Source organism: Emticicia aquatica (assembly GCF_923079645.1).
Classification (GTDB): domain Bacteria; phylum Bacteroidota; class Bacteroidia; order Cytophagales; family Spirosomataceae; genus Emticicia; species Emticicia aquatica.
In genome coordinates, this window is sequence record NZ_CAKLPY010000003.1 from 275,507 (window position 1) to 302,505 (window position 26,999).

Sequence of the window (26,999 nt, forward strand, 5' to 3'; positions counted from 1 at the left end):
ACAATTAAAATATGTTTACAAATTTCATTAATCGACCAGTTTTATCGCTGGTTATCTCTATATTCATTGTGATTTTGGGCGTTTTGGCAATGGTTGGTTTACCAATTACCCAATATCCCGATATTGCACCGCCAGCCGTTTCGGTAACGACAAAATATACAGGAGCAAACGCCGAGGTTTGTGCAAAAGCTGTGGTGACACCTCTCGAAAGAGCTATCAACGGTGTGCCAGGAATGACCTACATGACTTCTGTTTCGGGGAATGACGGCACGAGTATTATCCAAGTTTATTTTGAAGTGGGTACTGACCCTGATGTTGCGGCTGTAAACGTTCAAAACCGAGTAACAACTGTTTTGGACGAATTGCCCGAAGAAGTTATAAAAGCGGGAGTCTCGACCGAAAAAGAAGTAAATAGTATGTTGATGTATATCAACTTGATTAGCGATGACCCAAGTGTTGACGAAAAATTTATCTATAATTTTGCCGATATTAATGTTTTAGCCGAACTAAAAAGAATAGATGGCGTTGGGTTTGTCGACATTATGGGTTCACGCGAATATGCGATGCGTGTATGGTTAAAACCTGCTCGAATGGACGCTTACCAAATTTCTGCGGAGGATATTATAAAAGCCTTAAAAGAACAAAATGTTGAAGCTGCTCCAGGAAAAGTGGGTGAAAGTTCGGGTCGTCAACCACAATCTTTGCAATATGTTTTGCGATATACTGGTAAAATGACCCGAAAAGAGCAGTACGAAAATGTGGTTATTAAAGCTACCGAAAGTGGTGAAATGTTACGCCTAAAAGATGTGGCAGATTTGGAATTTGGCTCGCTTGACTATGACGTTCTTTCCAAAGAAAATGGCAAACCTTCGGCTGCAATTGTGCTGAAACAACGACCAGGCTCGAATGCAAGTGAAGTAATTGCTAATATCAAAACTCGCTTAGAATTCTTAAAATCTACCACTTTTCCGCCTGGAATGACATATACAGTTAGCTATGACGTTTCAAGGTTTTTGGATGCCTCAATTCATGAAGTTATTAAAACGCTTATCGAAGCATTTCTTTTGGTAGCGATTGTGGTATTTTTATTCCTGCAAGATTTTCGTTCGACACTTATTCCTGTCTTAGCCGTACCAGTTTCATTAGTTGGCACATTTGCATTCATGCAATTATTTGGCTTTTCAATCAATTTACTTACTCTTTTTGCTTTAGTTTTAGCAATCGGTATTGTGGTGGATAATGCCATTGTGGTAGTTGAGGCTGTTCATGCCAAAATGGAAGAAAAACATCTAAGAGCGAGGGAAGCAACCATTGAGTCAATGAACGAAATCAGCGGAGCAATCATTGCCATAACTCTCGTGATGTCAGCGGTGTTTATTCCTGTGGCGTTCTTATCAGGGCCAGTTGGTGTATTTTATCGACAATTTTCGGTCACAATGGCTATTTCAATTGTTATTTCAGGTGTAAATGCTCTTACACTTACACCAGCTCTTTGTGCGATTATGCTCAAAAATCCTCATTTAGAACATCGAAAAGAGACATTTTTAACCCGTTTTTTTGATAAATTTAATCAAGCGTATGACCGACTCTCTGCACGATATGGAAGTTTATTACGCATAATAGCCAATCGTCGATTGATAACTATTGGTGTTTTATCCATATTTTGCTTGGCAACATGGGGCGTTGGAAGTGTTTTACCAACCAGTTTCATACCAACAGAAGATCAAGGAACCGTTTACGCAAACGTGACGACACCTGTGGGAGCAACACTTGAGCGTACTGAAGAAGTGATGAATGAAATTGATAAAATCGCTCAAAAAATCCCTGAAGTAGAGTCAATTTCGAGCTTATCAGGCTTTAGTATGATGACCGACGGCGTAGGTGCTTCTTTTGGAATGAGTACGATAAACCTTAAAGCTTGGGACGAACGAAAAGCAACTGCTAATGATATTATTACTCAATTGACTGAAAAAACAAAACATATCAAAGATGCCGAAATTCAGTTTTTCCCACCGCCAGCTGTTCCTGGTTTTGGTAATGCTAGTGGTTTTGAAGTAAGATTATTGGATAAAACGGGTTCTGGAGATTTACAACGAACAGCCGAAGTGGCTGAGGAGTTTATCGGTGCATTAAAAAAACGTCCTGAAATAAAAGACGCATTTTCGAGTTTTAATCCAAATTTTCCGCAATACATGATTCATGTTGACCAAGATATGGCGGCTAAAAAAGGAATTTCAGTCGATGCCGCCACGAGCAATTTACAATCTTTGATTGGTAGTTTTTATGCCACAAACTTTATTTTGTTTGGACAAATGTATAAAGTAATGATTCAGGCTGACCCAAAATATCGTGCTTTGCCAGACGATATTATGAAACTTAGAATCAAAAATAAAAATGGTGAAATGGTTCCTTACGCTATTTTTAGCCGAATTGAGCGAGTTTATGGCCCCGAACAATTGACTCGCTACAATATGTACGTTTCGGCAATGCTCAATGGTGAAGCGGCGGCTGGTTATAGTTCTGGCGATGCCATCAAAGCGATTGAAGAAGTGGCTAAAACTAAATTGCCTCGTGGATATACCTATGAATGGTCGGGAATGACTCGTGAAGAAGTCCTTTCTGGCAACCAAGTTATTTACGTTTTTCTTATCTGTTTGCTGTTTGTTTATCTGTTACTCGCAGCCCAATACGAAAGTTTTCTTTTGCCACTTCCAGTTATTTTATCGTTACCAGTCGGAATTTTCGGTTCATTATTTTTCTTGTATTTGTTTGGTTTGGAAAACAATATTTACGCCCAAGTGGCAATGGTTATGTTGATTGGTTTATTAGGGAAAAATGCAATTCTGATTGTTGAATTTGCTGTTTTGCAACAAAAACAAGGAAAAACGTTGTTAAAAGCTGCCGTTGGTGGAGCTGTTGCTCGTTTCAGACCAATTCTAATGACTTCGTTTGCTTTCATTGCTGGCTTAATTCCATTGATGTTTGCATCGGGTGCGGGTGCAATTGGCAATAAAACCATCGGCACGGCTGCTGCTGGCGGAATGTTGTTTGGAACTGTCTTTGGCGTAATTGTGATTCCTGGGTTGTACGTCATTTTTGCAGGTGTGGGAAAAAGAAAACCGAAAAAAGAAACTAAAAAAATCATAGAAGAAACGTATGTCGAAATATAAAAGTATTTATTTCATAGCAATAATATTGTTTTTGGGAGCGTGCAAAATCAAGCAAGAAATTCCTAAAAATCGACCTATGTTAGCTATGCCGTCGAAGTTTAGTGCAAAATCAGATTCATCATTTACAAGTTTGCCATCTTTTAAAGCTTTTTTTTCGGATTCGACTTTGATTGCTTTGATTGATACGACTTTGAAAAACAATTTTGATTTACAAATGACCTTACAAAAAATCGAAATTGCTCGAGCTGGCGTTCGTTTTACGCAAGGACTTGGCAAGCCAGATTTGTCAGGAAATTTTACAGTCGGACAAAGGAAATTTGGTAATTATACCATTGATGGTGTTGGGAATTACGATACAAGGTTTTCGACCAATATCAATGAAAAACAACAAATTCCTGCTTCCATAATTCCTGATTATTATTTGGGCGTACAGTCGTCGTGGGAAATAGATTTATGGGGAAAACTAAAAAGTCAGAAAGCTTCGGCAGCAGCCAAATTTCTGGTAAGTGAGGCAGGAAAAAACTTGGTAATCAGTGAGTTAGTTGCTCAAATCTCTTCAACTTATTATGAATTATTGATTCTAGATAATGAACTTAATTTTTTAGAAGAAAATATCAATTTGCAAGAAAGAGCCTTAGAAATTGTAAGAGTTTTAAAACAAGCTGGTCAAGCAAATCAACTAGGTGTTGATTTATTAAATGCTCAATTATTGAGTTCAAAAGCTCTGAAAATTGAAGTAAAGCAAGAGATTATTGAAGCCGAAAGCAAAATTAATTTCTTAATTGGTCGCTATCCGCAAACTGTTTCTCGCTCGAATGTAGCTTGGGCAAAGGTAATTCCTCCCAAATTAAATGTTGGAATTCCTTCTCATTTGCTCGAAAATAGACCAGATATTAAGCAAGCCGAATATGAACTTGTGGCAACAAATGCCAACTTAGTTTCTGCTAAAGCGGCATTTTATCCATCGTTAAATATTACTGGTGGAGCTGGTTTGCAAGCCTTTAAGGCTTTAGTTTTGTTTAATCCTGCATCTTTTGCAATGAATACTTTTGGTGGATTGATGGCTCCGTTGGCTAATCGCCGTCAAATTATTGCTGATTTAATGGCGTCAAAAGCAGAGCAGAAAATAGCCTATACAAATTATCAAAAAACGATTGTCAATAGTTTTGTGGAAGTGTATAATCAATTAAATTTGATTCAGAATACCAACGAAATGTATGAGTTGAAAATACAAGAAGTGGAGGTTTTGAGACAATCAATTAATACATCATCCGAATTATTTAGGTCTGGAAGAGCCACTTATTTGGAAGTAATAACAGCACAAAAAAATGCTTTACAGTCGCAAATTGAATTGATAAATCTAAAAAAACGGCAATATAATGCTGTTATTGGACTTTATAAATCGCTTGGTGGCGGGTGGAAAAATTAAAAACAAAAAACTCTCCAAAAGATGAATGGTCGTTTGGAGAGTTTTTTTTGAAAATCTAAATCGTCAATTGCTCTATTTTTAATCCTGCAATCCGCATCGCTTCGTATTCAATTTCAACGATAAATTCGGTTTGGTCTTGGTCAAAATCCTCATTATCCCACGCATTGAAATAAAGTTGAACTTGGGTTTGTAAATTGCTCACATTGATGGCCAATTGACCAATCAGAAAATCTGTAAATTTTAGTACTTCTTTTCGCATCAACTCGATAATCTCCTCTGATGGCGATTCGATTTCACGGTCTTCCCAATCATCCAAAATAAATCTTTCTTTGAGTTTATAAGCCTCCAATTGGGCAATTTTTTCTTGATTTTCCATCATAAATTTTAATATTCCGCAATTATTTTTAGCTCATTTACGGTTTTCCAGTTGCGAGTAGTAGCCGTAATTTTTAATTTATTTTCAAAGAAATTATTGCTCAATTTTGTATTTCCATATCCATTTGGACAAAACAAATAAATGGCTTTTCCTGCAACAAAAAACTCATCAACGTCATAATTTCCTTGTTTAATTTTTTCAATAAAAGCTTCATTTGGTTCTTCTGACAGAAATGTTACGTGAAGTTTTGCTGTATCTTCATTTCGTTGATTCACAAAAGGATTATTGTTTGCTACCAAATTCCATTCACTTTTTTCAATCACCAATATGGGAATTTTGCAATCAAAATCTTCTAAAATTTTATCTTGAATCAACTTTTCTAAATGACTTGTTTCAATATTTTTGCTTTGAAAAACTACATTTCCACTTTGAATATACGTTTTTACATGTTCAAATCCTAAATTTTGGAACAATAAAAGCAGCTTATCCATCTTGATGATATTTTTACCATTGACATTGATTCCCCGCAAAATAGCGATGTACGTTTGCATATTTTAGTCAATTTAAAAATAGATGTATAGTAAATTATAATACTGATATTGGTTTTTAATTGTTGGATTATTCACCTGGATGATAAGTTCGTTCAGCGTTTTTTAAGACGTCATCTTTATAAAACAAGACATCTTTAAACTTGCCTTTGGTGTACATTTCGAGTTGGTCGTTGAAATGTTTTGAGTTGATATTTCCACTTTCGCCACCTGCCAAGAGTGATTTTGCTTTAATTTTAGGCCCAAATTCAACAGCACAAATAAAACTATTGCCACTTACACCATATCTTTTTTGAGTATTTGGATAATAACGACTGTTGTATGAAGGCAACATTCCCCAAAGTGCGGAGGCAAATCCAACGGGAACACTTGGCTGGTTATCTTCATATTTTTGCTGAATATCGTTGGAAACTCTTTGATAACGGTTGATTTCTCCCCATTGTATTTGCCATTTGCCAAACTTCTTTTTTAGGTCATTGACAACCGTTAATAATGGCGGTAAAACTTGTTCGACTGTTGCATTTGCTGCAAATCTTTTGGTATTTTCTACTTGGTCTGTTTCGCCTTCGTCCGTATATAATCTTTGTAAAACGGGGTTTAATTTTGCTGCCCATTCGATAGCTAATGTAGTTGCAACCGAATTTTCGGACGAGTGAAAATTCCAATTTTTTAGTTCAGCAATAGGTTCATTCAAAGCCGCATAAAGTGAGTCATTTGGTTTGATATTTTTCTCAAAAACACTTATTAACGATGGAATTAATACTTCAAACGCCGCAAGATTTGTATCATAACCTGCCAAAATCACCTTATCGATGGTATATTTTTTTTCATTATTGAGAACTTTCACAGCATTTACACCTCTAAAATTCTCGCCATCGGGAGCCATATAAGGTGGGAAATTAGCTTTTTTTGGACTTTCAATTCCTGCGGCAGAAAAAGGCGTTGAATTACAATTTTGTAACCAGCCATTGACAGGATTATACACATGAACAGTTTCATCAACATTGTGTAAGCCTTTCCATTCGGTTGCCGAAGTGCTGCCGTCCATTACGTTTGCCCAATTATATTTTCTATCACGTATCGGAACAAAATTTCCGTGCCAATAAGCAATATTTCCTTTATTATCGGCAAAAACAGTGCTATTTGATGTATTGGCTCTTAAATCCATTATTTTTTTATACTCCTCAAAACCTTTGGCTTTGGTTCGTTTCCAGCTTTGAATTAGGCTTGTCATCGAACGATTATAGGATTTTAAACTTATCCACTGGTCGTTGCGTTTTGCCATAATTGGCCCATGATGTGTAAAATATGTGGTGAATATTTTAGTTTTAAGGCCTTCACTATCTTTGTAGTTTATGCTGATTTTCTTTTGCGTAACTGGCTTTAATTGTTTGTCAAATTCATAAAAAAGTTGATTGTTTTTAGTAATTATTTTTTCTGCATAAACATCGGAAACATCAACATTACATGAAGTGTGCATCCATCCACAATAATCGTTAAATCCTTGATAAACAAACATTTGTCCCCAAGTTACTGCACCATAAGCGTTTAAACCTTCCTCACTCGAAACTTGTACTTCGGGGCGAAAATAGAAAGTTACGTGTGGATTAATATAAAGAATAGCATTGCCCGAAGCTGTAATTTTGGGTGAAAAAGCAAAACCATTTGAGCCAGTTTGATTTTCAGGGTCTTTGGGTTCGGCAATGTAAGTAACTTTATCGCCCGAATAGAAATTTCGTAATTCAGCCGTTGTAATATCAGCCGTATTAATTGCTCCAATACTTCCGTCAGTCCACAATAAAGGATACCAAGGTTTAAAGCGATTAAGCAAAGCAGGTTTGGTATCGGGATGTGTATAAAGATAAAAATTAATGCCGTCAGCGTAAGCATTCAACAGCTTTTTCATCCACGGTTCGGCTTTATTATAATCCGAAATTGCATCGGTGGTATCAATCAAAAGCCTAATTTGCAAATCATCGTAAAGGCTCGATTCTCCTTTTATTTCTGCCATTCGGCCTAATTTTTCTATATAATTCATTTCAACCCGTTTAAAATCATCCTCGCATTGGGCATAAAGCAAACCAAAAACAGCATCAGCGTCAGATTTGCCATAAATGTGTGGAATTCCCCAATTATCTCGAATGATATTTACTCGTTTTGCCTGTAATTGATAACGATTAATTTCGCCTTTGGAAAACTTATTTGGCGTTATTCCTTGAGCAAATATTGCCAAAGGAAGTATTAAAAGAAAAAAAAAGACTTTCATAAAAAGGGCTTATTCGTTTGAGTGATGAAACTTGATTTAACAAACATACAAAATAGTGCTAACTTTAAGAACAATAAAAGAAGTCTATTTAATGAAAATTCAGGCCAATATTTTCGTTAACAATAGATTAACAATTGTTTAGCAAACCTTTTGCTACCTTTTTGCATCTAAAGTATAAATTAAACAAAAATTAATAGAAGATGAAAAATTTCATGATAGCCGCAATGATGGTAGTCGCAACTATTTCTTCGGCAAATGCACAATACGGCAATCAAGGATACGATGATACTTATAGTAACAGTTATGGCAATAGCTACGATGATGATAGATATTATTATGACGATGAATTTGATTGGCATTGGGATGTGCGGGTGCGTATCAGCAATGGTATTCAAAATGGGTTGATTACTCGAAATGAATCGAATAGACTCTATCGTCAATTAGAAGATATTGAACGAAAAGAATATGCGTACCAATCAGATGGCGTATTTAGTAGTTGGGAGCAACAAGAAATCTGGGATGATGTAACCTTACTGAATCGAAACTTAGGTATTGAATTATACGATTTTGACCGTCGATTCTATGGTTTTGATGCTTTGGGTTACGACCGAAGAGGGTATAGCCGTTGGTATTATCAAGGTGGATATGATTTTTATAGATTCGATAAAAGAGGCTTTGGAAACATAAGATTGGGTTATTTTGCTCGCCCTAATTATAATGGTTGGTACCGTAATGATCGCAACAACATTGCCCGTGAGCATTACAATGAACGTAGCCGTTATCGTAGCAATAACTCACGTGGCAGCGAGTACGGTAATAATCGTCGAAACGATAACGACCGCAATTCAAGAGGTGGCTACGATAATAATCGTCGAAATGATAACGACCGCAATTCAAGAGGTGGTTACGATAATAATCGCAGAAATGAGAACGATCGTGATTCAAGAGGTGGCTACGATAATAATCGCAGAAATGATAATAATAGAAACTCGAACGATGGATTTGATAATAATCGTAATTCAAATGATAGAAGTTCGAGAGGTGAGGCTGAACGCAATTCGCAGTCGCCATCAAATCCTGACCGCCCTGCAAGAGAAAATCGTCCAAATACTGATGAAAGTGGTCCTCGCCAAAGAGGTTCGGATAATTATGGTAGAGGAAGTGGCATAGATAACAGCCGAAGAGAACGAAATATGCCAAATACTTCAGGCAATGAGCGTAGAAGTAGAGGCATTGAAACGCAATCAGAACGTTCAGTGCCAAATTCATCAAACGAAGGCCGACAAAGTCGAGGTTCAAGAGAAGGAAATAACAATTCTTCTTCCGAACCTCAAAGAGAAAGCAGAGGTAGAAGAAATTAATTTATCAAACAAAACGGTCAAGATTCTGAAATCTTGACCGTTTTGTTTGATGCTTTGTTAGAAAATCATCGAGCAATATCTATTTTGTATTTTTTACCTTTCATTTTTTCTTCTCTAACCATAAGCAAAAGCTCTTTTACTTTAGTGCGTTTTACGGCAGCGAAAGATGTAAAATCTTTCACCTCAATTAGTCCTAAATCGCCCTTTTCGAGTTTCCCTTTTTGTGAGAAAAAACCTACAATATCAATTTTATTTAATTTGTTTTTTTTGCCACCACTAATATATATTGTCTGAAATTCGGGAAGTTTAGGTAATGGATAACGTTTAGAAAGCGTTAATTCTTCTAACGATTTTTCAACATAAGCTGGTCGTTCTTCATCACGATGAAAAATCAAATACGATGTTCCCGAAGCGTGCATTCGAGCTGTTCGACCATTGCGATGCACAAATTCATGGGCTTGTAAAGGCAAATGATAATGAATTACGTGCTTCATTTCGGGAATATCTAAACCACGAGCCGCCAAATCAGTTGTAACTAAGTAATTGACACTGCCATTTCTGAATCTTATCAAAGCCCTTTCTCTATCGTCTTGTTCCATTCCTCCGTGATAAAAAGTTGTTACAATCCCTTTTTGATTCAAAAATTCGCTTGTGCGTTCTGCTGCATCTCGGTGATTACAAAAAATGAGTGCCGACTCTGAATTGAGGGAACAAACTAAATCAAAAACAGTATCAAGTTTATCTTTTTCGTCCGAAATCACGACCAGCATTTTTAGCTGCTGATTTTCTGTATTGGCTTCTGGTAAAAAATCTAAAACAGTTGGTGTTCCTAAACCTGTAAATTCGGGAATATCAATGCCTGCCGTTGCTGAAACCAACACTCGTTTATTGAGCTGGCTTAAATGTCCAATAATAAACGACATTTGGTCGTGAAAACCCAAATCAAGCGATTTATCAAATTCATCAAGAACCAAAGTTTGAATGCCGTCGAGCGTAAAAGTTTGGCGAGTAATGTGGTCAGCTATTCGACCAGGTGTGCCAATGAGTAGGGCAGGAGGTGTTGACAAGTTTTGTATTTCGGTAGCCATCGGGTGTCCACCGTAGCACACATTTACCTTAAAACCAGTTGACATTTTCTTCCAAACTTGCTCAATCTGCATGGCTAATTCACGAGAAGGAGCCAAAATTAAGCATTGAACTTGTATTATTTCTGGTTTGAGCAATTGTAAAATTGGCAAGAGAAACCCTAAAGTTTTGCCCGAACCCGTTGGTGCAAGAAGAAGAATATCTTTGTCTTTTACGATAGCTTTTTGTGCAGCTTTTTGCATCGGATTGATAGTCTCGATGCCTAAGTTAGCCAATATTTGGAGGTGTTGCTGATGAGTATCCATGCCGCAAAGATACGGACAAAATATAGTATTTGACTTAATTTGTTTAATAGGCTGATTTCAATAGAAAAAGTATTAAAATATTACTTTTATAAAAGCGTTATTATTGACGTTAATTATACATTTCTTTAACTTTCATAAACTTGATTAACCTATGTGTTGTGTAGATTAAATATAAAAAAATAAAGATTAAAAGCTATTATTTGTAGAAAATAAAAATTTATAATTAACTTTGGTACAAACTAAGTTTTATGACAAAAATCATAGTAGTTATTAAAAATATTTAAAGAGCTGAAAATGGTTTGTTTTTGATACGCTAAACATTTTTTACTATTAAATTTTGTCAAGAAATTTTCTTTTGAAACAATTAAACGTGTTATAAAAATCAGTTAAACTGAAAAGTTTAATTTTAACTAACCACTATTATGACCGCTGAAAAGCCGATGAATGAATTTCCTGTAATGGATACAGGAGAGGGTATTGTATTATTTCACCCAAATATTCCAGCTAAGGCTGCTTTCAATGTAAGCGAAGTTCTCAACACAAGATGGATTGGACAAGGTCCAAAAGTTGATGAATTTGAAAGACGCTTTGAAAACAAATTTACATCACCTTGTAAAAGTTTGGCAGTTGGCTCTGGAACTGATGCATTGCATTTAGCCTATTTACTTGCCGATTTGAAAGCCGGCGATGAAGTAATTGCCCCTGTTTTTACGTGCACAGCAACCAACATCCCCTTTCTTTACATGGGTGTGAAAATCGTTTTTGCCGATATTGATGAAAATCTCAATATTGATGTCAAGCACGTAGCTCAACTCATTACACCAAAAACTAAAGCGATTGTTTGCGTACATTATGGCGGTTTACCCTGCGATATGGATGAACTTTGGCAACTTGGAGCAAAACACAATATTGCTATTATTGAAGATGCCGCCCACGCCGTCGGTGCAAAATATAAAGGTGAATTTATCGGTAGTCAAAGCGATTTTTCGATGTTTTCGTTTCAAGCCATCAAACATATTACTACGGGTGATGGTGGAATGTTGGTGGTAAAAGACCATGCATTAGTCGAAAAAGCAAAGCGTTTGCGTTGGTTTGGCATTGATAGAAGCAGTAAACAAAAAGGTATTTGGGAAAACGACATCGTGGAAGTTGGTTACAAATACCAAATGACCGATATCGCCGCAAGCATCGGACTCGCCGCTATTGACGAATTTGATGAGCATTTGGCTCATCGCCAAAGACTATATCGACTATATTGCGATTTATTAAAAGATATTAACGGTATAAGAGTAATCGGAAGTGAATACACCGACCGTGAACACGCTGCATGGTTACTTACTGCCGAAGTTGATGGACGAGAAAGCCTCATGAAACACTTGCGTGAGCATGGTATTGAGTCAGGTCAAGTGCATTATCGAAACGATAAATACACAATTTTTGGTGGAAGAAAACCAGGACAATTTCCCAAAATGGATGCTATTGAAGAGCGTTATTTAGTCTTGCCATTGCACGCAAAAGTGACTGAAGAAGATGTTGCGTATATTGCCTATGTTCTAAAAAAAGGCTGGTAAAAATAATGAATAATGTAGGGTAAGTTTTTAAGCTTATCCTACATTATTCAATCTATATTCTCTCTATGGATTTTATTTACAAAAAAGTAACTTTAGACTATTCTCCTGTTTTTTCGATTCTGATTCCATCATGGAACAACCTTGATTATCTGAAATGCGTAGTCAACAGTATCAGAAAAAATAGCTACTATAAACACCAAATCATTGTACATATCAATGAAGGAAATGATGGCTCAGAAGAATGGGTTTTAGCTCAAGAAGATATTGGATATACTAAAAGTTCACAAAATTCAGGTGTTTGCTATGGTTTCAACGCTGCTTCTCATTTGGCTGTTGCCGAATATCTTGTTTTTATTGATGATGATATGTATTTATGCCCGGACTGGGATTTTTTCTTATTTGAGGAAATTGCTAATCAGAAAGATGACAAATGGTGTATTAGCGGGACAATGATTGAAGGTTTTGATAAAGGTAACGTTTGTGTGATTGCCGATAAAAATTATGGAAATCATCCATCAGAATTTGATGAAGACAAGTTCTTGGCTGAATACGCTACTTATCCAAAAGAAGATTGGAATGGTAGTCAATGGTATCCGATGGTCTTACCAACATTTGTTTATAGAGCAGTTGGAGGCTTGAGTATAGAGTTTTTTCCAGGAATGTACAGTGACCCCGATTTTATGATAAAATTGTGGCATTATGGCATTCGTTATTACAAAGGAATTGGCAAAAGTCGCGTCTATCATTTTGCAAGCCGTAGCACAGGAAGAGTAAAACGAAATGACGGTCGAACAGAGTTTATCTTAAAATGGGGATTAAGTAGCAATACTTTTTTTAAAAATTATCTAAAAATAGGCCCTAAATTTTTAGGAGTTTTACCCAATCCTGAAGAAAACTTTATGCTTAAACTCAAGAAAAAAATTGATAGATGGAAAGTAAAATTCAAAACTAAACCAATTGATATTTCTTGAAATGTAATTTTGAAATTTCAGTTGATAAGTATTTTTAATACAAAGATTGAAGGATTGACTTGTAAAGTTAGCTAATTTTATTGCTGTAAGTGGCCGTTACTCGCGTAATTGTAAGTTAAACAAAAAAGCGATTGATAATCAATAAATTATCAATCGCTTAAAATATTTTTTGGTGGTGATGGACGGGATCGAACCGCCGACACAAGGATTTTCAGTCCTTTGCTCTACCAACTGAGCTACATCACCTTATCACCACCGTTCCCAGACGCTATGTACTTGTCGTTTGGGACTGCAAAAGTAGAGGTTTTTTTTTAAAGAACAAATTTCTTGCAAAAAAAAATTAATTTTTTTTTTCCTCTTGACTTAATTATCTTTTTTACGATATTTGTAATGTTATGCAAGCATACTATTTTTTGGAAATATCAATAGAAAAAACAATTCAACCAATCGAACTATGCAAATCCTTTCACAAATCTTATTTGTTGCTGCGTTAAGTTTAGCAGCGTACTTTATAAGTCGCCGAGTGATGCTCATCAAAAATACAATTCAATTGGGAAAAGCAGAAGACCGTTCGGATAATCCATCAGAACGACTAAGAACGATGCTTTTAATAGCTTTTGGACAGAAAAAAATGTTTAATCGCCCAATTGTTGGTTTGATGCACTTCATTATTTATGCTGGATTTATCATTATAAATGTTGAAGTATTAGAAATAATGATTGATGGCGTTTTTGGAAAGCACCGAGTTTTCGCAGAACCGTTGGGAGGATTGTATAATTTTCTCATTAATTTCTTTGAGATTTTAGCTCTTGGAGTACTAGCCGTCTGTGTGATTTTTTTGATAAGACGTAACGTTACTAAAGTGCAGCGTTTTCAGCAAACACGTCACCGTGAAATGAAAGGCTGGGCTACCAAAGATGCGAATATCATTCTAATTACCGAAATATTGCTTATGTGGGCATTTCTGAGTATGAATGCCGTTGACTCAATCTTACAAGAAAGGGCCGTTGGACATTATGCTGAAGTAATCACTGGTGATTTTTGGGTAAGTCAATGGCTGAAACCTTTGTTTATAGGTTTGTCAGAAACTGTTTTAGTAGCTTACGAACGTGGTGCTTGGTGGTTTCATATTTTGGGAATAATGGCTTTTGCAACTTATGTAACCTACTCAAAACACTTGCATATTTTCTTGGCATTCCCTAATACATATTTCTCTAATTTAAAAGCAAAAGGAGAAATGACAAATATGCCAACGGTTACAAAAGAAGTGAAAATCATGCTGGGTCTAGAAGAACCAGATGTAAATCCAGCCGAAGTTGGCCGATTTGGAGCAAAAGATGTGAAAGATTTATCATGGAAAAACCTTATGGATGCTTATAGTTGCACCGAATGCGGCCGTTGTACATCTTCTTGTCCAGCAAACTTAACAGGAAAGCAACTTTCGCCACGTAAAATCATGATGGATACCCGTGACAGATTAGAAGATATTCAAAAAGGCTGGTTGGCAACAGATAAAAAAGCTCCAATTGCAAGCTTTGATGATAGCAAAACACTTTTAGGTGATTACATTTCGGAAGAAGAAATATTGGCTTGTACAACTTGTAATGCTTGTGTGCAAGAGTGTCCAATCAACATTAGTCCACTAGATATCATCTTGCAATTACGTCGTTATAAAGTAATGGAAGAGGCTCAAGCTCCAGCATCTTGGAACGGAATGTTTTCAAATCTTGAAAATAATATGGCTCCGTGGAAATTTTCACCAAGCGACCGCTTCAATTGGGTAGAAGGGCTAAACAAATAAAAGTGCAATGTTTTGTGCTTAAAAGAACTATATTTCTTGGAAAAATTAAAATCAAAAATGACTTCAATTTCGGAGTCATTTTTTTTGTGTATTTAATAAATAATTATTTGATTTTTAGTTTTGCACTTAAAGAATATTTTTTTTAACTTTACACAGATTAGTGCAAAACATGGTATGCTATTTGTACTAATCCTCGTAACTAATTGCGTGTATATAAGCTCAAACGTGCATCATGCACAATCAACCACTATGAAAAGGATTAATTCTTCAATGTTTATGCAATGGGTGATTTTCATTCCATTGTTGTTGCCATTAGCAATTGTTAGCGGAGCTTTTGATGGTATTAAGCGAGTAATTGCACAAGCTTCTGCCGATATTATTGAAAATGAGGTAGTCTCTTAGTTAATTTTTTAAGCAAAACTTTCAATAGTGGTTTTTAATTGTGTTAATGACGGCACACCCGATTGCCGCCATTTCAATTCACTTTTCTTAAATAACATTAACGTAGGAACTCCCGTAACACGGTATTTAGCCGCAAGTTTAGGGTTCTGGTCAACATCTATTTTTACTATTCTCAATCTTTCTCCCATTTCCTGAGCTAATTGATGTAAAGTTGGCGTAAGTGCTTTACATGGGCCACACCAAGTAGCGAAAAAGTCAATTAAAATTGGCGTTTCTGAGTCTATCAATTCTTCAAATGTTCCTGTCATTGCTCTTGTTTGTTTTTCTTCTTTTCTTGAAATTTCACATAAACTAAATAAAAACCAATAATTAAGACAATTAATGCCAAAACAAAGTGGCCTTTCTGCACAAGTTGTTTGGTTGCCAAACTTCCATAATATTGGACAATTACTTCAATAATTGAGGCTAAAATGAGTAGGCTCAACATGATGATTGGTAATTTTTTTTGTAAATTCTCCGACATCGATATAAGTTTTAGTGTTTATGTTATATTTGCAAATATAATATACTTCAAAACATTCGACTCTATATAATGGAAAACATTTCAAGAAGAAATCTGCTAAAAACCTTTGGTTTAACCGCAGGCGGATTGTCATTGTTTAATATTGACTCTCTTGCCGAAACTGCTGATAATCAAGAAATTGTCATTCCAAATGATGAGCGATACATCTCACTTGATAAACCTGTAACGGCTATTGTTTTGGGAGCAGGAAATCGTGGAAATGTATATGGTCGTTTTGCACTGGCTTTTCCAAATGAACTGGATATGGTTGGGGTTGCTGAACCAATTCCATTTCGAAATGACCGTTTTGCTAAATCTCATAATATCGAAGAAAAGAACCGATTTAAAACTTGGGAAGATGTGTTCAAAGTTCCCAAATTTGCTGATGCTATCATTATTTCTACGCCCGACTGGTTGCATTACGGGCCAGCCATGAAGGCTCTTGAAATGGGGTATGATGTGCTGCTCGAAAAACCAATTTCACCGTCGATGCAAGAATGCTTAGAGATTTTGGCAATGGCAAAGAAAACCAAACGAATTATTGCTGTTTGTCATGTTTTGCGTTATACACCTTATTTTAAAAAACTCAAGGAAATTGCAGGAAGCGGTCAATTTGGTAAGTTAATAAGCGTCAATCACTTAGAAGGTATCGAATATGCACACATGGCACATTCTTATGTGAGAGGAAATTGGCACGTAGCCAAAGATACAAATCCTATTATTTTGGCTAAATCTTGCCATGACCTTGATATTTTGCGTTGGATTATCGGAAAACCGTGTAAAAGTATCTCTGCCTACGGTTCGTTGACTTGGTTTAAGCGTGAAAATGCCCCCGAAGGTAGCACTGACCGCTGTACAGATGGCTGTAAAGTGGAAGCAGAATGCCCGTTTTCGGCAATCAGAATTTACCAAAAAGAAAAACAACGAATCAACGTTTTGGATGTTACTGATGATTTAACCAAACAAAGTGACGAAATTTACGAAAAATTAAAAACATCTCAGTACGGACGATGTGTTTATCGAATGGATAATGACCAACCCGACCATTATACAACATCGATGGAGTTTGAAGGTGGTACAACTGTGAGTTTTGCCATGGAAGCATTTACTTCATTTGAACACCGAAAAACCCGCTTGATGTTTTCGCAAGGTGAAGTTTGGGGAGATATGAATCAAATTCAAACCTATGATTTCAGAACAAAAGAAACTACTTCTTGGAAAGCAAACGAACAACCCGAATACAAAAACCAAGCATCAGGCCATGGAGGTGGTGATTATGGTTTGGCTCGTAATTTTGTGCAGGCAGTTGCCCAAAATAAACCCGAACTTCTGACATCAACCATTGAGGCTTCAATTGAAAGCCACATCATGGGTTTTATGGCTGAAAAAAGCCGACTTAACAAACAAATGGTAGAGGTGAAAATATAAAAATCATGCGTAAAATAATAATAGTATTGAGCCTTTTGGCTTTTATGGCTTGTCAAAAGAAAAAAGCCGATTTAGGAACATTCGACCTGCAAAGTTTCAAAACCGATAGAGGTGGCTGTGAGGGAAAACGGGTAAAATTAATCGAAGAATTGAAAATTCTTCGACCTAAAATATTAGGACTGACCGAAAATCAAATAGTTGAAAATTTTGGTCGTTATGATTTTCAAATTTTGAGTCGTCGAAATGAGAAAGTTTTTGTATTTTACCTAGAAAAAGGAACCCATTGCGAAAGTATTCAGAATCCAACACAAGCTCGTTCAATGATTTTATATTTCAACGCAGCAAGCCTAGTAAAGGAGGTTTCTTTCCAATTTGGTAGTCCGATTTAATTTTTTTGAAGAAATTTTTGAAAATTATTTTGTTTTCTAAATTCAACTATTACTTTTGTATCAGTTCAGCAATTTTATAAAGTTGCTCAAAACCAAAACAAAAATGACTCAATATTCAAACATAGTAAAATTCTGGTGGTGGCGTCCTTCAAAATAGGATGAACAGAATTGCTATGTAAAAAATACATACAAATATTAAGCAAAGCGGCTTACTGTTCATATCAGTAAGCCGCTTTTTTTTGACTCAATTCTTATAATTTATATAATGAAATCAGCTTATAAAATAACAACTCGCCACAAACGCTTACTCGCCGATACGCTTACGCCTGTTGGAATTTTCTTGCGTTTACGTGAACATTATCCTCATTCGGTTATTCTTGAAAGTGCCGATTATCATGCTATGCACAATAGCTTTAGCTACATTGCGTGCGATGAAGTAGCAAGTTTTCAATTAGACAATGATGTGGTTACACAAAAATTTCCTGATGGAAAGAACGAAACATTTCCGCTACAAAATCGTAAAGATGGCGTAAAAGTTTTGCAGGAATTTGCAGCAAAATTTGAAAACCCGAAAAGCGAATTTCCTTTTATTACTAATGGACTTTTTGGACATATCACTTATGATTCGGTTGAATATTTTGAAGATATTGAGATTCAAGAGAAAAGTGTTGAAACGGCAATTCCGCAGATTTTGTACCGAGTTTACCGTTATGTGATTGCGATTAATCATTTCAAAGACGAACTTTACATCTTTGAACATACTTATACGCCCGAAGGCAAAGAACCAAAACTTGTTGAGGAAGGCCTTGAAACACTTGAGTTTTTTGTTAAAAATCCGAGAATGGGCAGCGTGAAATTCAAAGCAGAGGAAACCGAAGTCTCAAATTTGGATGATGATTCGATGCGAGAAATTATCAATAAATGCATCGGACATTGTTTGCGTGGTGATGTGTTTCAGATTGTGCCTTCTCGTAGGTTTTCAAGAAAATTTGAAGGCGATGATTTTAATGTTTATCGTGCCTTACGTTCAATCAATCCTTCACCATATTTGTTTTATTTTGATGGCGGAGATTACCATATTTTCGGTAGTTCGCCAGAAAAGCAAATTCTTATTAAAGATGGTCAAGCTGAAATTCATCCAATTGCTGGAACTTTCAGACGAACTGGCGATGATGAACATGATACCGAATTGGCTCGTCAATTACACGCCGACCCGAAGGAGTCAGCCGAACATGTAATGTTGGTAGATTTGGCGAGAAATGACCTTTCACGAAGTGCCGAAAATGTCAAAGTAGAGACTTTCAAAGAAGTACAGTTTTACAGCCATGTGATTCATCTAGTATCCAAAGTGACAGGAAAAATGCACCAAGGTACAAATCCTTTGCAATTGGTGGCGGATACTTTTCCTGCAGGAACACTTTCAGGAGCTCCGAAACACAATGCCATGACAATCATAAATAAGTTTGAACCAACCAATCGTAGTATTTACGGAGGAGCAATCGGTTTTATGGATTTTAAAGGAAATTTCAATCATGCCATTGCAATTCGTACATTTTTGAGCAAAAACAATACACTTTTCTACCAAGCAGGTATGGGCGTAGTTGCAAAATCAGATGTTGAATTAGAAATGAAAGAAGTGCATTTGAAACTGGCAGCATTAAGAAAAGCAATCGAAATGGCAGCGGAGATTTGATTGAGTAATAAACAAGTAAAAACAAAATCAAAAACATGAAAATTTTAGTTCTCGATAATTACGATTCATTTGTTTATAACTTAGTCTATATTTTAAAAGAATTAGGCGGAGATGTGGACGTTTTCAGAAATGATAAAATCAGCGTGGAAGATGTAGAAAAATACGATAAAATTTTGCTTTCACCTGGCCCAGGTATTCCCGAAGAAGCTGGAATAATGCTTGATTTGATAAAACAATATGCTCCTACCAAATCAATTTTTGGCGTATGTTTGGGGCATCAAGCCATCGGTGAGGCTTTCGGAGCAAAATTGCATAATATGGGCGAAGTTTTACATGGCGTTACAACGAAATGTATTATCACTGACCCGAATGAAGTGCTTTTTCAAGGAATTCCCAAAGAAATAGACGTTTGTCGTTATCATTCTTGGACGGTTGTTCCTGAAACAATGCCAGTCGATTTAAAAATCACCGCCATTGATGAAAAAGGTTTCGTAATGGCTGAGGCTCACCAAAAGTATGATGTTCGAGGGGTACAATTCCACCCTGAAGCATACCTGACTCAACATGGGGTTAGAATGGTAGAAAATTGGATGAAATCGTAGTTTGTGAAACCCAATTAATGAAATCAAGAATCAGTAAAATCATAGTTTTGAATGAAACAATACCTAAACCAACTCCTTGAAGGACTGTCGCTCACCAAAATACATGCCCAAGAAGCTTTACTAAAAATCGGTCATGGAGAAGTGAATAATTCTCAAATTGCTGCTTTTTTAATGGGAATTCAGCAAAAAGGTATCACTGTTGATGAACTTGAAGGCTTTCGTGAAGCAATGCTTGAGTTGGCAGTGCAAATAGATTTATCAGATTTTGATGCAATGGATATTGTCGGTACTGGCGGAGATGGTAAAGATACGTTTAATATTTCTACAACATCGGCTTTTGTCTTGGCTGGAGCTGGACAAAATATCGCTAAACATGGCAATCATGGCGTTTCGTCTTCGGTCGGTTCGAGTACCGTTCTAGAATATTTAGGGGTTAAGTTTACAAATGATGAAAGTTATTTGAAACAAAAACTTGAAACAGCAGGTATTTGTTACATGCACGCTCCGCTTTTTCACCCAGCCATGAAATATGTCGGCCCGATTCGTAAAGAGTTAGGTATGAAAACATTTTTTAATATTTTAGGCCCATTGCTCAACCCTGCGAAGGTTAAAAAACAATTTTCAGGCGTGTATAATTTATCAGTTTTTGATTTATATGCACAGTTATTTAGCAGAACTGCTGCAAAATTTGCTATTATTTATGACTTAGCAGGATACGATGAAATTTCTTTGACGAATGATTTTCAGATTTCAACGCATATCAACACAGAAAAGACTGTTCTTTCATCGCAAAGTTTAGGCTTTATTTTACAGCAACAAGCTGATATTTATGGTGGAGGAACAATTGAAGAATCGGCGGCAATTTTATTAAATGTATTAAAAAATGAAGCGACGGAGGCACAAACAAATGTAGTTTTAGCAAATGCTGGTTTGGCACTAAGCATCGCCAAAGATATAAGTCCCGAGGAAGGAATTGTACAAGCAAAAGAATCGCTATTGAGCGGAAAAGCCTTAAATTGCTTGAAAAATTTAGTAGAATAAAAAAATGATAGAGTAAACATTCTGATTTGTTTACAAAACATTTTTTTCTCATTTACTTATTAATTATGACCATATTAGATAAAATTACTGAACAAAAAGCAATCGAGGTTGCAGCCGCAAAAGCGAAAATTTCAATAGATGATTTAGAAAAAAGTGATTTTTTTTTAAGAAAGACTAATTCATTGGTTGTTAGTTTATCAGCTGAAAATTCGACTGGAATTATTGCTGAACACAAACGAAAATCGCCATCAAAAGGAATCATTAATGACCAAGTTTCGGTCGAGAACGTAACACAAGGTTATGCAATAGCAGGAGCAGCAGGTCTTTCAGTTTTGACAGATACCGATTTTTTTGGTGGTTTAAAAGAGGATTTACATAAAGCCAGAATCGCAAATCCATCAACACCGATTTTGCGGAAAGATTTTATGATTGATGAATACCAAATCTACGAAGCAAAAGCTTGGGGAGCAGATGTGATTTTGTTGATTGCGGCTTGCCTTTCTCCAGTTCAAATAAAAGATTTTAGCAAAAAAGCCCATGATTTAGGCCTTGAAGTTTTGTTAGAAATTCATGACCAAGAAGAATTAGACCGTAGTCCTTTAGAATATGTTGATATTGTTGGGGTAAATAACCGCAATTTGAAAAACTTCGCAGAAAATAATGTTAATGCATCTTTAGCGTTGGCTGAGAAGATTCCAGCGAATATTATTAAAATATCCGAGAGTTGTATCAGTCAGCCCGAAACCATTAATTTGCTAAAATCGGTCGGTTATAAAGGTTTTTTAATTGGTGAAACTTTCATGAAAGATGCCAATCCTGGAACAAAACTTGCTGAATTTATAGCTAAAATCTAAGAAAAAGTTTAAATTTGATAGTTTTTTTACTTTTTCCTAAAATCATACTATCACCCCAAGTATGAAATAAAAATAAAATCTCTTGTGGGGGCAAGCGTTTTTAATATGAAACTAAAAGTATGTGGGATGCGTGATGTCGAGAACATTAAAGCACTCAGTGAGTTAAAACCAAATTTTATGGGTTTTATTTTCTATGACAAATCTCCACGTTTTGTTGGAGCAGAGCTAGATGTTGAAACCGTCAACGCTTTGCCAAGAGAAATCAAAAAAGTAGGAGTTTTTGTGAATGCAACTGTTGACTTTATCTTGCAAAATGTCAGAAAATATGGCTTGAATTATGTGCAACTTCATGGAAATGAAACACCAGATTTTTGTAAAAATCTCCGATTGAAAGGGGTAAATATTATAAAAGCCTTCCGACTGGACAATGATTTTATTTTTAGTCAACTAAATAATTATAAACCACACGTTGACTTTTTTTTGTTTGATGCCAAAGGCGAAGAATACGGCGGCAATGGTATTACATTTGATTGGACTATTTTGAAAAAGTACGATAACCAAAAACCGTTCTTTTTAGCAGGAGGAATCAGCCTTGAGAATATTGATGTTTTAGAATCAATCACTCCTAAACCTTATGCGATGGATGTAAATAGTAAATTTGAAATATCGCCAGGAATGAAAGACATCGCAAAACTAAATGAATTGATAATGAAACTTAATCCAGAGGGGGTAGAAGTACAACAATGAGAACCATAGAACAATCGGCTTATGCCGTTAATAATAAAGGATATTACGGAAAATTCGGCGGAGCGTATATTCCCGAAATGCTTTTTCCAAACGTGGAAGAATTACAGCAAAATTACCTTGAAATTATATATCAGCCCGCGTTTCAAGCCGAATATCATGCTTTATTGAAAGATTACGTCGGGCGTCCAACCCCATTATTTTATGCAAATCGTTTATCCGAAAAATACCAAACCAATGTTTATTTAAAGCGTGAAGACTTGTGTCATACGGGGGCTCACAAAGTAAATAATACGATTGGACAAATATTACTAGCAAAAAAACTGGGTAAACATAAAATTGTAGCCGAAACAGGTGCTGGCCAACATGGTGTAGCAACTGCTACTGTTTGTGCGTTGATGGGTTTGGAATGTATCGTTTATATGGGCGAAATTGACATCAAACGCCAAGCACCAAACGTGGCTCGAATGAAAATGCTCGGTGCGGAAGTTCGTCCAGCAACGAGTGGTTCAAAAACACTCAAAGATGCAACTAACGAAGCCATGCGTCATTGGATAAATAATCCAGTCGATACGCATTATATTATAGGTTCGGTTGTTGGGCCACATCCGTATCCTGACATGGTTGCTCGTTTTCAGTCTATTATCTCCGAAGAAATCCGTTGGCAATTACTTGAAAAAACGAGTTCTGAAAATCCAGATTATGTCATCGCTTGTGTAGGTGGAGGCTCGAATGCGGCGGGTGCATTTTATCACTATCTTGATGAATCAAGTGTTCAACTCATTGCGGCTGAAGCTGGTGGACATGGGATTAACTCTGGAATGTCAGCGGCTACTACTTTTTTAGGAAAATCAGGTGTACTTCACGGAAGCAAAAGTATTTTGATGCAAACCGAAGACGGACAAGTGGTTGAACCACATTCAATTTCTGCAGGACTAGATTATCCAGGAATTGGACCGCTGCACGCACATTTGTGGGATTCGGGTAGAGCGAAGTTCTTTGCTATTACTGATGACGAATCAATCAAAGCTGGTTTTGAACTTTCAAAACTCGAAGGAATTATTCCCGCAATTGAGTCAGCTCATGCTTTAGCCGTTTTACCATATCTTAAAGCGACAGCTAACGAAACCGTTGTGGTGAATCTTTCAGGTCGTGGCGATAAAGATTTGGATACTTATATGAAGTATTTGTAAAATAATTCAATCCTTAAACTGTAATAAAACAAATGAAAACTCTTTTTTTAGCAATCGCATTGATGTCTGTTTCATTGATGTCAAATGCACAAACACCAAAAACAGCAACCAAAATGTTACGTCACGCAGTATTATTCAAATTTAAAGATACCAGCAGCCCAGAAGATATTAAGAAAGTAGAAGAAGCTTTTCGTGCTTTGCCAACCAAAATCAAAGAAATAGCCGATTTTGAATGGGGTATAAATAATAGCCCAGAAAACTTAAATCAAGGATTCACCCATCTTTTCTTCGTAAGTTTCAAATCAGAGAAAGACCGTGAAGTATATTTGCCTCATGCAGCTCACAAAGCATTTGTAGAAGTTTTAGGGCCACATCTCGATAAAGTTTTGGTATTAGATTATTGGGCAGGGAAATAACTGTGAGGCGAACAGTTGGTTCGCTTTAAAACATGATTTCTCCAACAATACATTGAAACAATAAAATGAATAGAATTACCAAGCTTTTTCAAGAAAAACCTAGCAACGTCCTTAATATATACTTTACCGCAGGCTTCCCAAATCTAAATGATACTACTACTGTTTTGGAAGCTCTCCAAGAAGCAGGTGCAGATATTGCCGAAATCGGTATGCCTTATTCTGACCCAGTTGCCGATGGCGAAACAATTCAGCAGTCAAACCAAATAGCCTTAGATAATGGAATGAGTCTAAAAGTGCTATTTCAACAATTAGCTGGAATTAGAAACAAAGTTACAATGCCAATCATATTAATGGGTTATATCAATCCAGTTGTTCAGTTTGGTATTGAAAACTTCTGCAAGAAATGCCAAGAAGTAGGAGTCGATGGACTAATCTTACCAGATTTACCTATGGATGAGTATTATGAAGAATATAAACCGATTTTTGATAAATACGGATTACTCAATATTTTCTTAATCACGCCGCAAACAACCGAGGCTCGTATCCGCAGAATCGATGAAATTTCAGATGGCTTCATATATATGGTAAGCAGTGCTAGTGTTACAGGAGGAACATCGGGTATCACTAATACGATGGAAACGTATTTCAATCGTGTTAATGCCATGAATTTGAAAAACCCAAGACTCATTGGTTTTGGTATAAAAGATAATGCAACTTTTACTAAAGCGAGCCAATATGCGGCAGGGGCAATTATCGGTAGCCAGTTCATTAGAGTACTTCAAAATGCGAATAGCATATATAATGATATAGTCAACTACATAAAATCAGTAAAAGGCTAAACTATTGTTAAAACCAAAGAGCGTATGAAACTTCTGATAACTTTATTTTTAGTTTTTATTAGCTCTTTGGTTTTTTGTCAAAATTCTACTTTCCGCTCAAAACTTAATCTTTCACCACACATCGGTATCGGATGGGCATTGCCTCCTTTCATAGATGGAAGAAACAGTGACTTAGTTCTAAAATCAGTTCCTCTAAAAAACTTTGTTATTGCCGAGATAATTAAATCTTCGGGTACTCCCAAAAAGATATTTAAAATCACTAATACTATTGGTTTAGATGCAAACTATACTTTATCTAGTAAGTGGTCAACTAATATTGGTGTCAATCGTGCCATGCAGGTCAATCTTCTAAACGATCCCAACCCAATTAAAGTCTCCACAACAACCATTTATCGCACATGGGTTTTTGCTTATAAATATACTTCATTCACTTTTGGTCTCAGATACCATCAGCATGATACCTTTTTTCAATGTAATTTTCATTACGCAGGAAATGCCAAACGTGTTATCGAAAGTGATAATGGCTCGGCTGGCGGAGGCGGCGTCTCTTCAAATGGAAATGGAATTGTTACTTCAATCATGAACCGAAATGGCAATACCTTTTTAATATCACCCGAATATGGTGTTGCGGGAATCAGTTCATTTGATTTACCAATGGAACTAAGCGTTGGTTTACATATTCCAACAACAATTTTTTCTAAACAAAATGCGACCTTCATCAGAAACAATATAAATGTAGGAGAAAATACCCTTAGCTTTACTCAGGCTGCATTGTGGTTGAGAGCAAGAATTCCAATCACCGTTTGGACGAAGCAGTCTAATAATAATAAAGTTATACCACTAAATCCATCAATGGCAAATACTTTTCCAGAACAATCTGTGGAGTATGAAGGAAAAAGAGTAGCATTGGGAGAAAAAGTTATTCTAACGAATCTACAATTTGAACAAACAAAAGCTATTCTTAATATAGCAGCTATGGCCGAACTCGATGAGCTTAAAGAACTTATGTCAGACTCGCCGACAATAGTTATCGAGATAATTGGTCATACTTCCGATGAAGGAGATAGAAATAGTAATATCGAGTTATCATTGAAACGAGCAAAAGAGTGTAAGGAATACCTCATTAAGAAAGGAATCAATGCAAATCGCATTAAAATAAAAGGAATGGGGCCAGATGCTCCCATTTCAACAACGGATAAATCTCAAAATCGCCGTGTTGAAATGAAGATAATCAAATTGTAATAAGTATTTTTTCGTTGAATCCCTTTCCCATACATCGATAATCAATCATAAATCCTTAAAAATCAAAGTTCACTCAAATTTCATATATGAATATATAAAGAACTTGTTGTATTTATTGGGTTGAGTAATTTTGTAAATGTCTGATAGTTAGGTGATAATTGGATGTTGGTAGAAATAGTTTTGCTAGGGGGTATTGCGGGTTCAGAAAAAGTTCGTACCTTTGCACTCCCAAACGACGCGAGTTGAGCGGGGAAAAAGGTTTGACGTTGCGTAGCAAGAGCATGGCAAATAGGGCTTTAAAAAAAGGTTAAAGTTTATTTGTTTTTATTAAATTAAATTAAGACCTTTGCACCCCGATAGAGTTGAGAGATAGTAGAGGGGCTGATTAGGAAAAAGAAATTTCAAAAATTATTAGGTTTTATTAAATTGTTTTAAGACCTTTGCACCCCGATAGAATTGAGAGATAATAGAGGGGGAGATTAGGAAAAAGAAATTTCAAAAAGTGTTAGGTTTTGTTAAATTGTTTTAAGACCTTTGCACCCCGATAGAATTAGAGAGTAAAGGGGTTAGGGATTAAGAAAAGAAAATCGAAAAATAATTTTGTTTATTAAAAAAGTTTTTCGTACCTTTGCAATCCGTTTCGGAAAGTAGAAATGGAAAAGAGATTAAGGGGATTGTCTAATAACGAATTGATTATCAATAGTTTAAGT

The 26,999-nt window shown here is 36.1% G+C and carries 24 protein-coding genes and 1 tRNA gene; 18 read left to right on the top strand and 7 right to left on the bottom strand.

Going from position 1 to position 26,999, the window contains the following annotated elements; genetic code table 11:
* Positions 1-11: 11 nt before the first annotated feature.
* Together MJQ71_RS17965 and MJQ71_RS17970 are read left to right on the top strand one after the other, a co-directional pair.
* The gene (locus tag MJQ71_RS17965) at positions 12-3,170 is read left to right on the top strand and encodes an efflux RND transporter permease subunit (RefSeq protein ID WP_238808228.1); all 3,159 of its coding nucleotides are present in this window, start codon (positions 12-14) and stop codon (positions 3,168-3,170) included.
* Positions 3,157-4,599, top strand: coding sequence for a TolC family protein (locus tag MJQ71_RS17970; protein WP_238808229.1), 1,443 nt, complete (start codon positions 3,157-3,159; stop codon positions 4,597-4,599). The genes MJQ71_RS17965 and MJQ71_RS17970 overlap by 14 nt, the downstream gene beginning before the upstream one ends.
* A gap of 55 nt (positions 4,600-4,654) precedes the next feature.
* Here MJQ71_RS17970 and MJQ71_RS17975 read toward each other — a convergent pair whose 3' ends face one another.
* The 3 genes from MJQ71_RS17975 to MJQ71_RS17985 all read right to left on the bottom strand — a co-directional run bounded on the left by MJQ71_RS17975 (position 4,655) and on the right by MJQ71_RS17985 (position 7,789).
* Complete coding sequence (locus tag MJQ71_RS17975) at positions 4,655-4,978, bottom strand: hypothetical protein (protein WP_238808230.1); 324 nt, start codon at positions 4,976-4,978, stop codon at positions 4,655-4,657.
* A 5-nt stretch (positions 4,979-4,983) separates the two neighbouring features.
* Complete coding sequence (locus MJQ71_RS17980) at positions 4,984-5,526, bottom strand: DUF1697 domain-containing protein (RefSeq protein ID WP_238808231.1); 543 nt, start codon at positions 5,524-5,526, stop codon at positions 4,984-4,986.
* 67 nt (positions 5,527-5,593) lie between these two features.
* Positions 5,594-7,789, bottom strand: a complete 2,196-nt coding sequence (locus tag MJQ71_RS17985; RefSeq protein WP_238808232.1) for a penicillin acylase family protein — start codon at positions 7,787-7,789, stop codon at positions 5,594-5,596.
* Between the two features lie 200 nt (positions 7,790-7,989).
* Between MJQ71_RS17985 and MJQ71_RS17990 the strand changes: the two genes are divergently transcribed.
* Positions 7,990-9,150: a hypothetical protein gene (locus MJQ71_RS17990; RefSeq protein WP_238808233.1), complete on the top strand. Its 1,161-nt coding sequence runs from the start codon at positions 7,990-7,992 to the stop codon at positions 9,148-9,150.
* Between the two features lie 65 nt (positions 9,151-9,215).
* Here MJQ71_RS17990 and MJQ71_RS17995 read toward each other — a convergent pair whose 3' ends face one another.
* Entirely contained in the window at positions 9,216-10,541 is a 1,326-nt protein-coding gene (locus MJQ71_RS17995) for a DEAD/DEAH box helicase (RefSeq protein WP_238808234.1), read from the bottom strand.
* Between the two features lie 422 nt (positions 10,542-10,963).
* Here MJQ71_RS17995 and MJQ71_RS18000 point away from each other — a divergent pair, with 422 nt between their 5' ends.
* Together MJQ71_RS18000 and MJQ71_RS18005 are read left to right on the top strand one after the other, a co-directional pair.
* On the top strand, positions 10,964-12,112 hold the full coding sequence (locus MJQ71_RS18000) for a DegT/DnrJ/EryC1/StrS family aminotransferase (protein WP_238808235.1): 1,149 nt from the start codon (positions 10,964-10,966) through the stop codon (positions 12,110-12,112).
* Between the two features lie 65 nt (positions 12,113-12,177).
* Positions 12,178-13,083: a glycosyltransferase family 2 protein gene (locus MJQ71_RS18005; RefSeq protein WP_238808237.1), complete on the top strand. Its 906-nt coding sequence runs from the start codon at positions 12,178-12,180 to the stop codon at positions 13,081-13,083.
* A gap of 170 nt (positions 13,084-13,253) precedes the next feature.
* Here the strand turns inward: MJQ71_RS18005 and MJQ71_RS18010 are convergent.
* Positions 13,254-13,329, bottom strand: a tRNA-Phe gene (locus tag MJQ71_RS18010).
* A 208-nt stretch (positions 13,330-13,537) separates the two neighbouring features.
* Between MJQ71_RS18010 and MJQ71_RS18015 the strand changes: the two genes are divergently transcribed.
* Both MJQ71_RS18015 and MJQ71_RS18020 read left to right on the top strand, forming a co-directional pair.
* Positions 13,538-14,884, top strand: a complete 1,347-nt coding sequence (locus MJQ71_RS18015; RefSeq protein ID WP_238808239.1) for a 4Fe-4S dicluster domain-containing protein — start codon at positions 13,538-13,540, stop codon at positions 14,882-14,884.
* A gap of 249 nt (positions 14,885-15,133) precedes the next feature.
* Entirely contained in the window at positions 15,134-15,286 is a 153-nt protein-coding gene (locus MJQ71_RS18020; protein ID WP_238808241.1) for a hypothetical protein, read from the top strand.
* A gap of 8 nt (positions 15,287-15,294) precedes the next feature.
* On the opposite strand, the gene trxA is transcribed toward MJQ71_RS18020, so the two are convergent.
* Both trxA and MJQ71_RS18030 read right to left on the bottom strand, forming a co-directional pair.
* Positions 15,295-15,594, bottom strand: a complete 300-nt coding sequence (gene trxA / locus MJQ71_RS18025) for a thioredoxin (RefSeq protein ID WP_238808243.1) — start codon at positions 15,592-15,594, stop codon at positions 15,295-15,297.
* The gene (locus MJQ71_RS18030) at positions 15,591-15,809 is read right to left on the bottom strand and encodes a hypothetical protein (RefSeq protein WP_238808245.1); all 219 of its coding nucleotides are present in this window, start codon (positions 15,807-15,809) and stop codon (positions 15,591-15,593) included. The genes trxA and MJQ71_RS18030 overlap by 4 nt, the downstream gene beginning before the upstream one ends.
* A gap of 69 nt (positions 15,810-15,878) precedes the next feature.
* Here MJQ71_RS18030 and MJQ71_RS18035 point away from each other — a divergent pair, with 69 nt between their 5' ends.
* From MJQ71_RS18035 to MJQ71_RS18085, 11 genes are all read left to right on the top strand, one after another.
* Positions 15,879-17,276, top strand: coding sequence for a Gfo/Idh/MocA family protein (locus tag MJQ71_RS18035; RefSeq protein ID WP_238808246.1), 1,398 nt, complete (start codon positions 15,879-15,881; stop codon positions 17,274-17,276).
* A 5-nt stretch (positions 17,277-17,281) separates the two neighbouring features.
* Positions 17,282-17,665: a hypothetical protein gene (locus MJQ71_RS18040; RefSeq protein WP_238808247.1), complete on the top strand. Its 384-nt coding sequence runs from the start codon at positions 17,282-17,284 to the stop codon at positions 17,663-17,665.
* A gap of 265 nt (positions 17,666-17,930) precedes the next feature.
* Entirely contained in the window at positions 17,931-19,358 is a 1,428-nt protein-coding gene (locus MJQ71_RS18045) for an anthranilate synthase component I family protein (protein ID WP_238808248.1), read from the top strand.
* 35 nt (positions 19,359-19,393) lie between these two features.
* A complete protein-coding gene (locus MJQ71_RS18050; protein ID WP_238808249.1) occupies positions 19,394-19,960 on the top strand; it encodes an anthranilate synthase component II in 567 nt (188 codons plus the stop codon).
* Positions 19,961-20,011: 51 nt separating this feature from the next.
* Positions 20,012-21,001 (top strand): anthranilate phosphoribosyltransferase, encoded by a 990-nt coding sequence (gene trpD, locus MJQ71_RS18055; protein ID WP_238808250.1) that lies wholly within the window; start codon positions 20,012-20,014, stop codon positions 20,999-21,001.
* A 65-nt stretch (positions 21,002-21,066) separates the two neighbouring features.
* On the top strand, positions 21,067-21,855 hold the full coding sequence (gene trpC / locus MJQ71_RS18060; protein WP_238808251.1) for an indole-3-glycerol phosphate synthase TrpC: 789 nt from the start codon (positions 21,067-21,069) through the stop codon (positions 21,853-21,855).
* Between the two features lie 105 nt (positions 21,856-21,960).
* A complete protein-coding gene (locus MJQ71_RS18065) occupies positions 21,961-22,602 on the top strand; it encodes a phosphoribosylanthranilate isomerase (RefSeq protein WP_238808252.1) in 642 nt (213 codons plus the stop codon).
* Positions 22,599-23,792, top strand: coding sequence for a tryptophan synthase subunit beta (trpB, locus tag MJQ71_RS18070; RefSeq protein WP_238808254.1), 1,194 nt, complete (start codon positions 22,599-22,601; stop codon positions 23,790-23,792). Before MJQ71_RS18065 ends, trpB begins: the two co-directional genes overlap by 4 nt.
* A 32-nt stretch (positions 23,793-23,824) precedes the next feature.
* Complete coding sequence (locus MJQ71_RS18075) at positions 23,825-24,208, top strand: Dabb family protein (RefSeq protein WP_238808256.1); 384 nt, start codon at positions 23,825-23,827, stop codon at positions 24,206-24,208.
* 65 nt (positions 24,209-24,273) lie between these two features.
* Positions 24,274-25,047, top strand: coding sequence for a tryptophan synthase subunit alpha (gene trpA / locus MJQ71_RS18080; protein ID WP_238808258.1), 774 nt, complete (start codon positions 24,274-24,276; stop codon positions 25,045-25,047).
* 24 nt (positions 25,048-25,071) lie between these two features.
* Positions 25,072-26,289 carry an OmpA family protein gene (locus MJQ71_RS18085; RefSeq protein ID WP_238808260.1) on the top strand — a complete coding sequence of 406 codons (1,218 nt, stop codon included), beginning with the start codon at positions 25,072-25,074 and terminating at the stop codon, positions 26,287-26,289.
* The last annotated feature ends 710 nt before the right edge of the window (positions 26,290-26,999 follow it).

Excerpts from the sequence above, each read along its gene's own strand:
- MJQ71_RS17990 (WP_238808233.1), top strand. The coding sequence starts at position 7,990 with ATGAAAAATTTCATGATAGCCGCAATGATGGTAGTCGCAACTATTTCT.
- trxA (WP_238808243.1), bottom strand. The coding sequence starts at position 15,594 with ATGACAGGAACATTTGAAGAATTGATAGACTCAGAAACGCCAATTTTA.
- trpD (WP_238808250.1), top strand. The coding sequence starts at position 20,012 with ATGAAACAATACCTAAACCAACTCCTTGAAGGACTGTCGCTCACCAAA.
- MJQ71_RS18000 (WP_238808235.1), top strand. The coding sequence starts at position 10,964 with ATGACCGCTGAAAAGCCGATGAATGAATTTCCTGTAATGGATACAGGA.
- MJQ71_RS18020 (WP_238808241.1), top strand. The coding sequence starts at position 15,134 with ATGAAAAGGATTAATTCTTCAATGTTTATGCAATGGGTGATTTTCATT.
- MJQ71_RS17980 (WP_238808231.1), bottom strand. The coding sequence starts at position 5,526 with ATGCAAACGTACATCGCTATTTTGCGGGGAATCAATGTCAATGGTAAA.
- MJQ71_RS18050 (WP_238808249.1), top strand. The coding sequence starts at position 19,394 with ATGAAAATTTTAGTTCTCGATAATTACGATTCATTTGTTTATAACTTA.
- trpC (WP_238808251.1), top strand. The coding sequence starts at position 21,067 with ATGACCATATTAGATAAAATTACTGAACAAAAAGCAATCGAGGTTGCA.
- MJQ71_RS18065 (WP_238808252.1), top strand. The coding sequence starts at position 21,961 with ATGAAACTAAAAGTATGTGGGATGCGTGATGTCGAGAACATTAAAGCA.
- MJQ71_RS18040 (WP_238808247.1), top strand. The coding sequence starts at position 17,282 with ATGCGTAAAATAATAATAGTATTGAGCCTTTTGGCTTTTATGGCTTGT.
- MJQ71_RS18030 (WP_238808245.1), bottom strand. The coding sequence starts at position 15,809 with ATGTCGGAGAATTTACAAAAAAAATTACCAATCATCATGTTGAGCCTA.
- trpB (WP_238808254.1), top strand. The coding sequence starts at position 22,599 with ATGAGAACCATAGAACAATCGGCTTATGCCGTTAATAATAAAGGATAT.
- trpA (WP_238808258.1), top strand. The coding sequence starts at position 24,274 with ATGAATAGAATTACCAAGCTTTTTCAAGAAAAACCTAGCAACGTCCTT.
- MJQ71_RS18045 (WP_238808248.1), top strand. The coding sequence starts at position 17,931 with ATGAAATCAGCTTATAAAATAACAACTCGCCACAAACGCTTACTCGCC.
- MJQ71_RS17970 (WP_238808229.1), top strand. The coding sequence starts at position 3,157 with ATGTCGAAATATAAAAGTATTTATTTCATAGCAATAATATTGTTTTTG.
- MJQ71_RS17985 (WP_238808232.1), bottom strand. The coding sequence starts at position 7,789 with ATGAAAGTCTTTTTTTTTCTTTTAATACTTCCTTTGGCAATATTTGCT.
- MJQ71_RS17975 (WP_238808230.1), bottom strand. The coding sequence starts at position 4,978 with ATGATGGAAAATCAAGAAAAAATTGCCCAATTGGAGGCTTATAAACTC.
- MJQ71_RS18075 (WP_238808256.1), top strand. The coding sequence starts at position 23,825 with ATGAAAACTCTTTTTTTAGCAATCGCATTGATGTCTGTTTCATTGATG.
- MJQ71_RS18035 (WP_238808246.1), top strand. The coding sequence starts at position 15,879 with ATGGAAAACATTTCAAGAAGAAATCTGCTAAAAACCTTTGGTTTAACC.
- MJQ71_RS17965 (WP_238808228.1), top strand. The coding sequence starts at position 12 with ATGTTTACAAATTTCATTAATCGACCAGTTTTATCGCTGGTTATCTCT.
- MJQ71_RS18015 (WP_238808239.1), top strand. The coding sequence starts at position 13,538 with ATGCAAATCCTTTCACAAATCTTATTTGTTGCTGCGTTAAGTTTAGCA.
- MJQ71_RS18005 (WP_238808237.1), top strand. The coding sequence starts at position 12,178 with ATGGATTTTATTTACAAAAAAGTAACTTTAGACTATTCTCCTGTTTTT.
- MJQ71_RS17995 (WP_238808234.1), bottom strand. The coding sequence starts at position 10,541 with ATGGATACTCATCAGCAACACCTCCAAATATTGGCTAACTTAGGCATC.
- MJQ71_RS18085 (WP_238808260.1), top strand. The coding sequence starts at position 25,072 with ATGAAACTTCTGATAACTTTATTTTTAGTTTTTATTAGCTCTTTGGTT.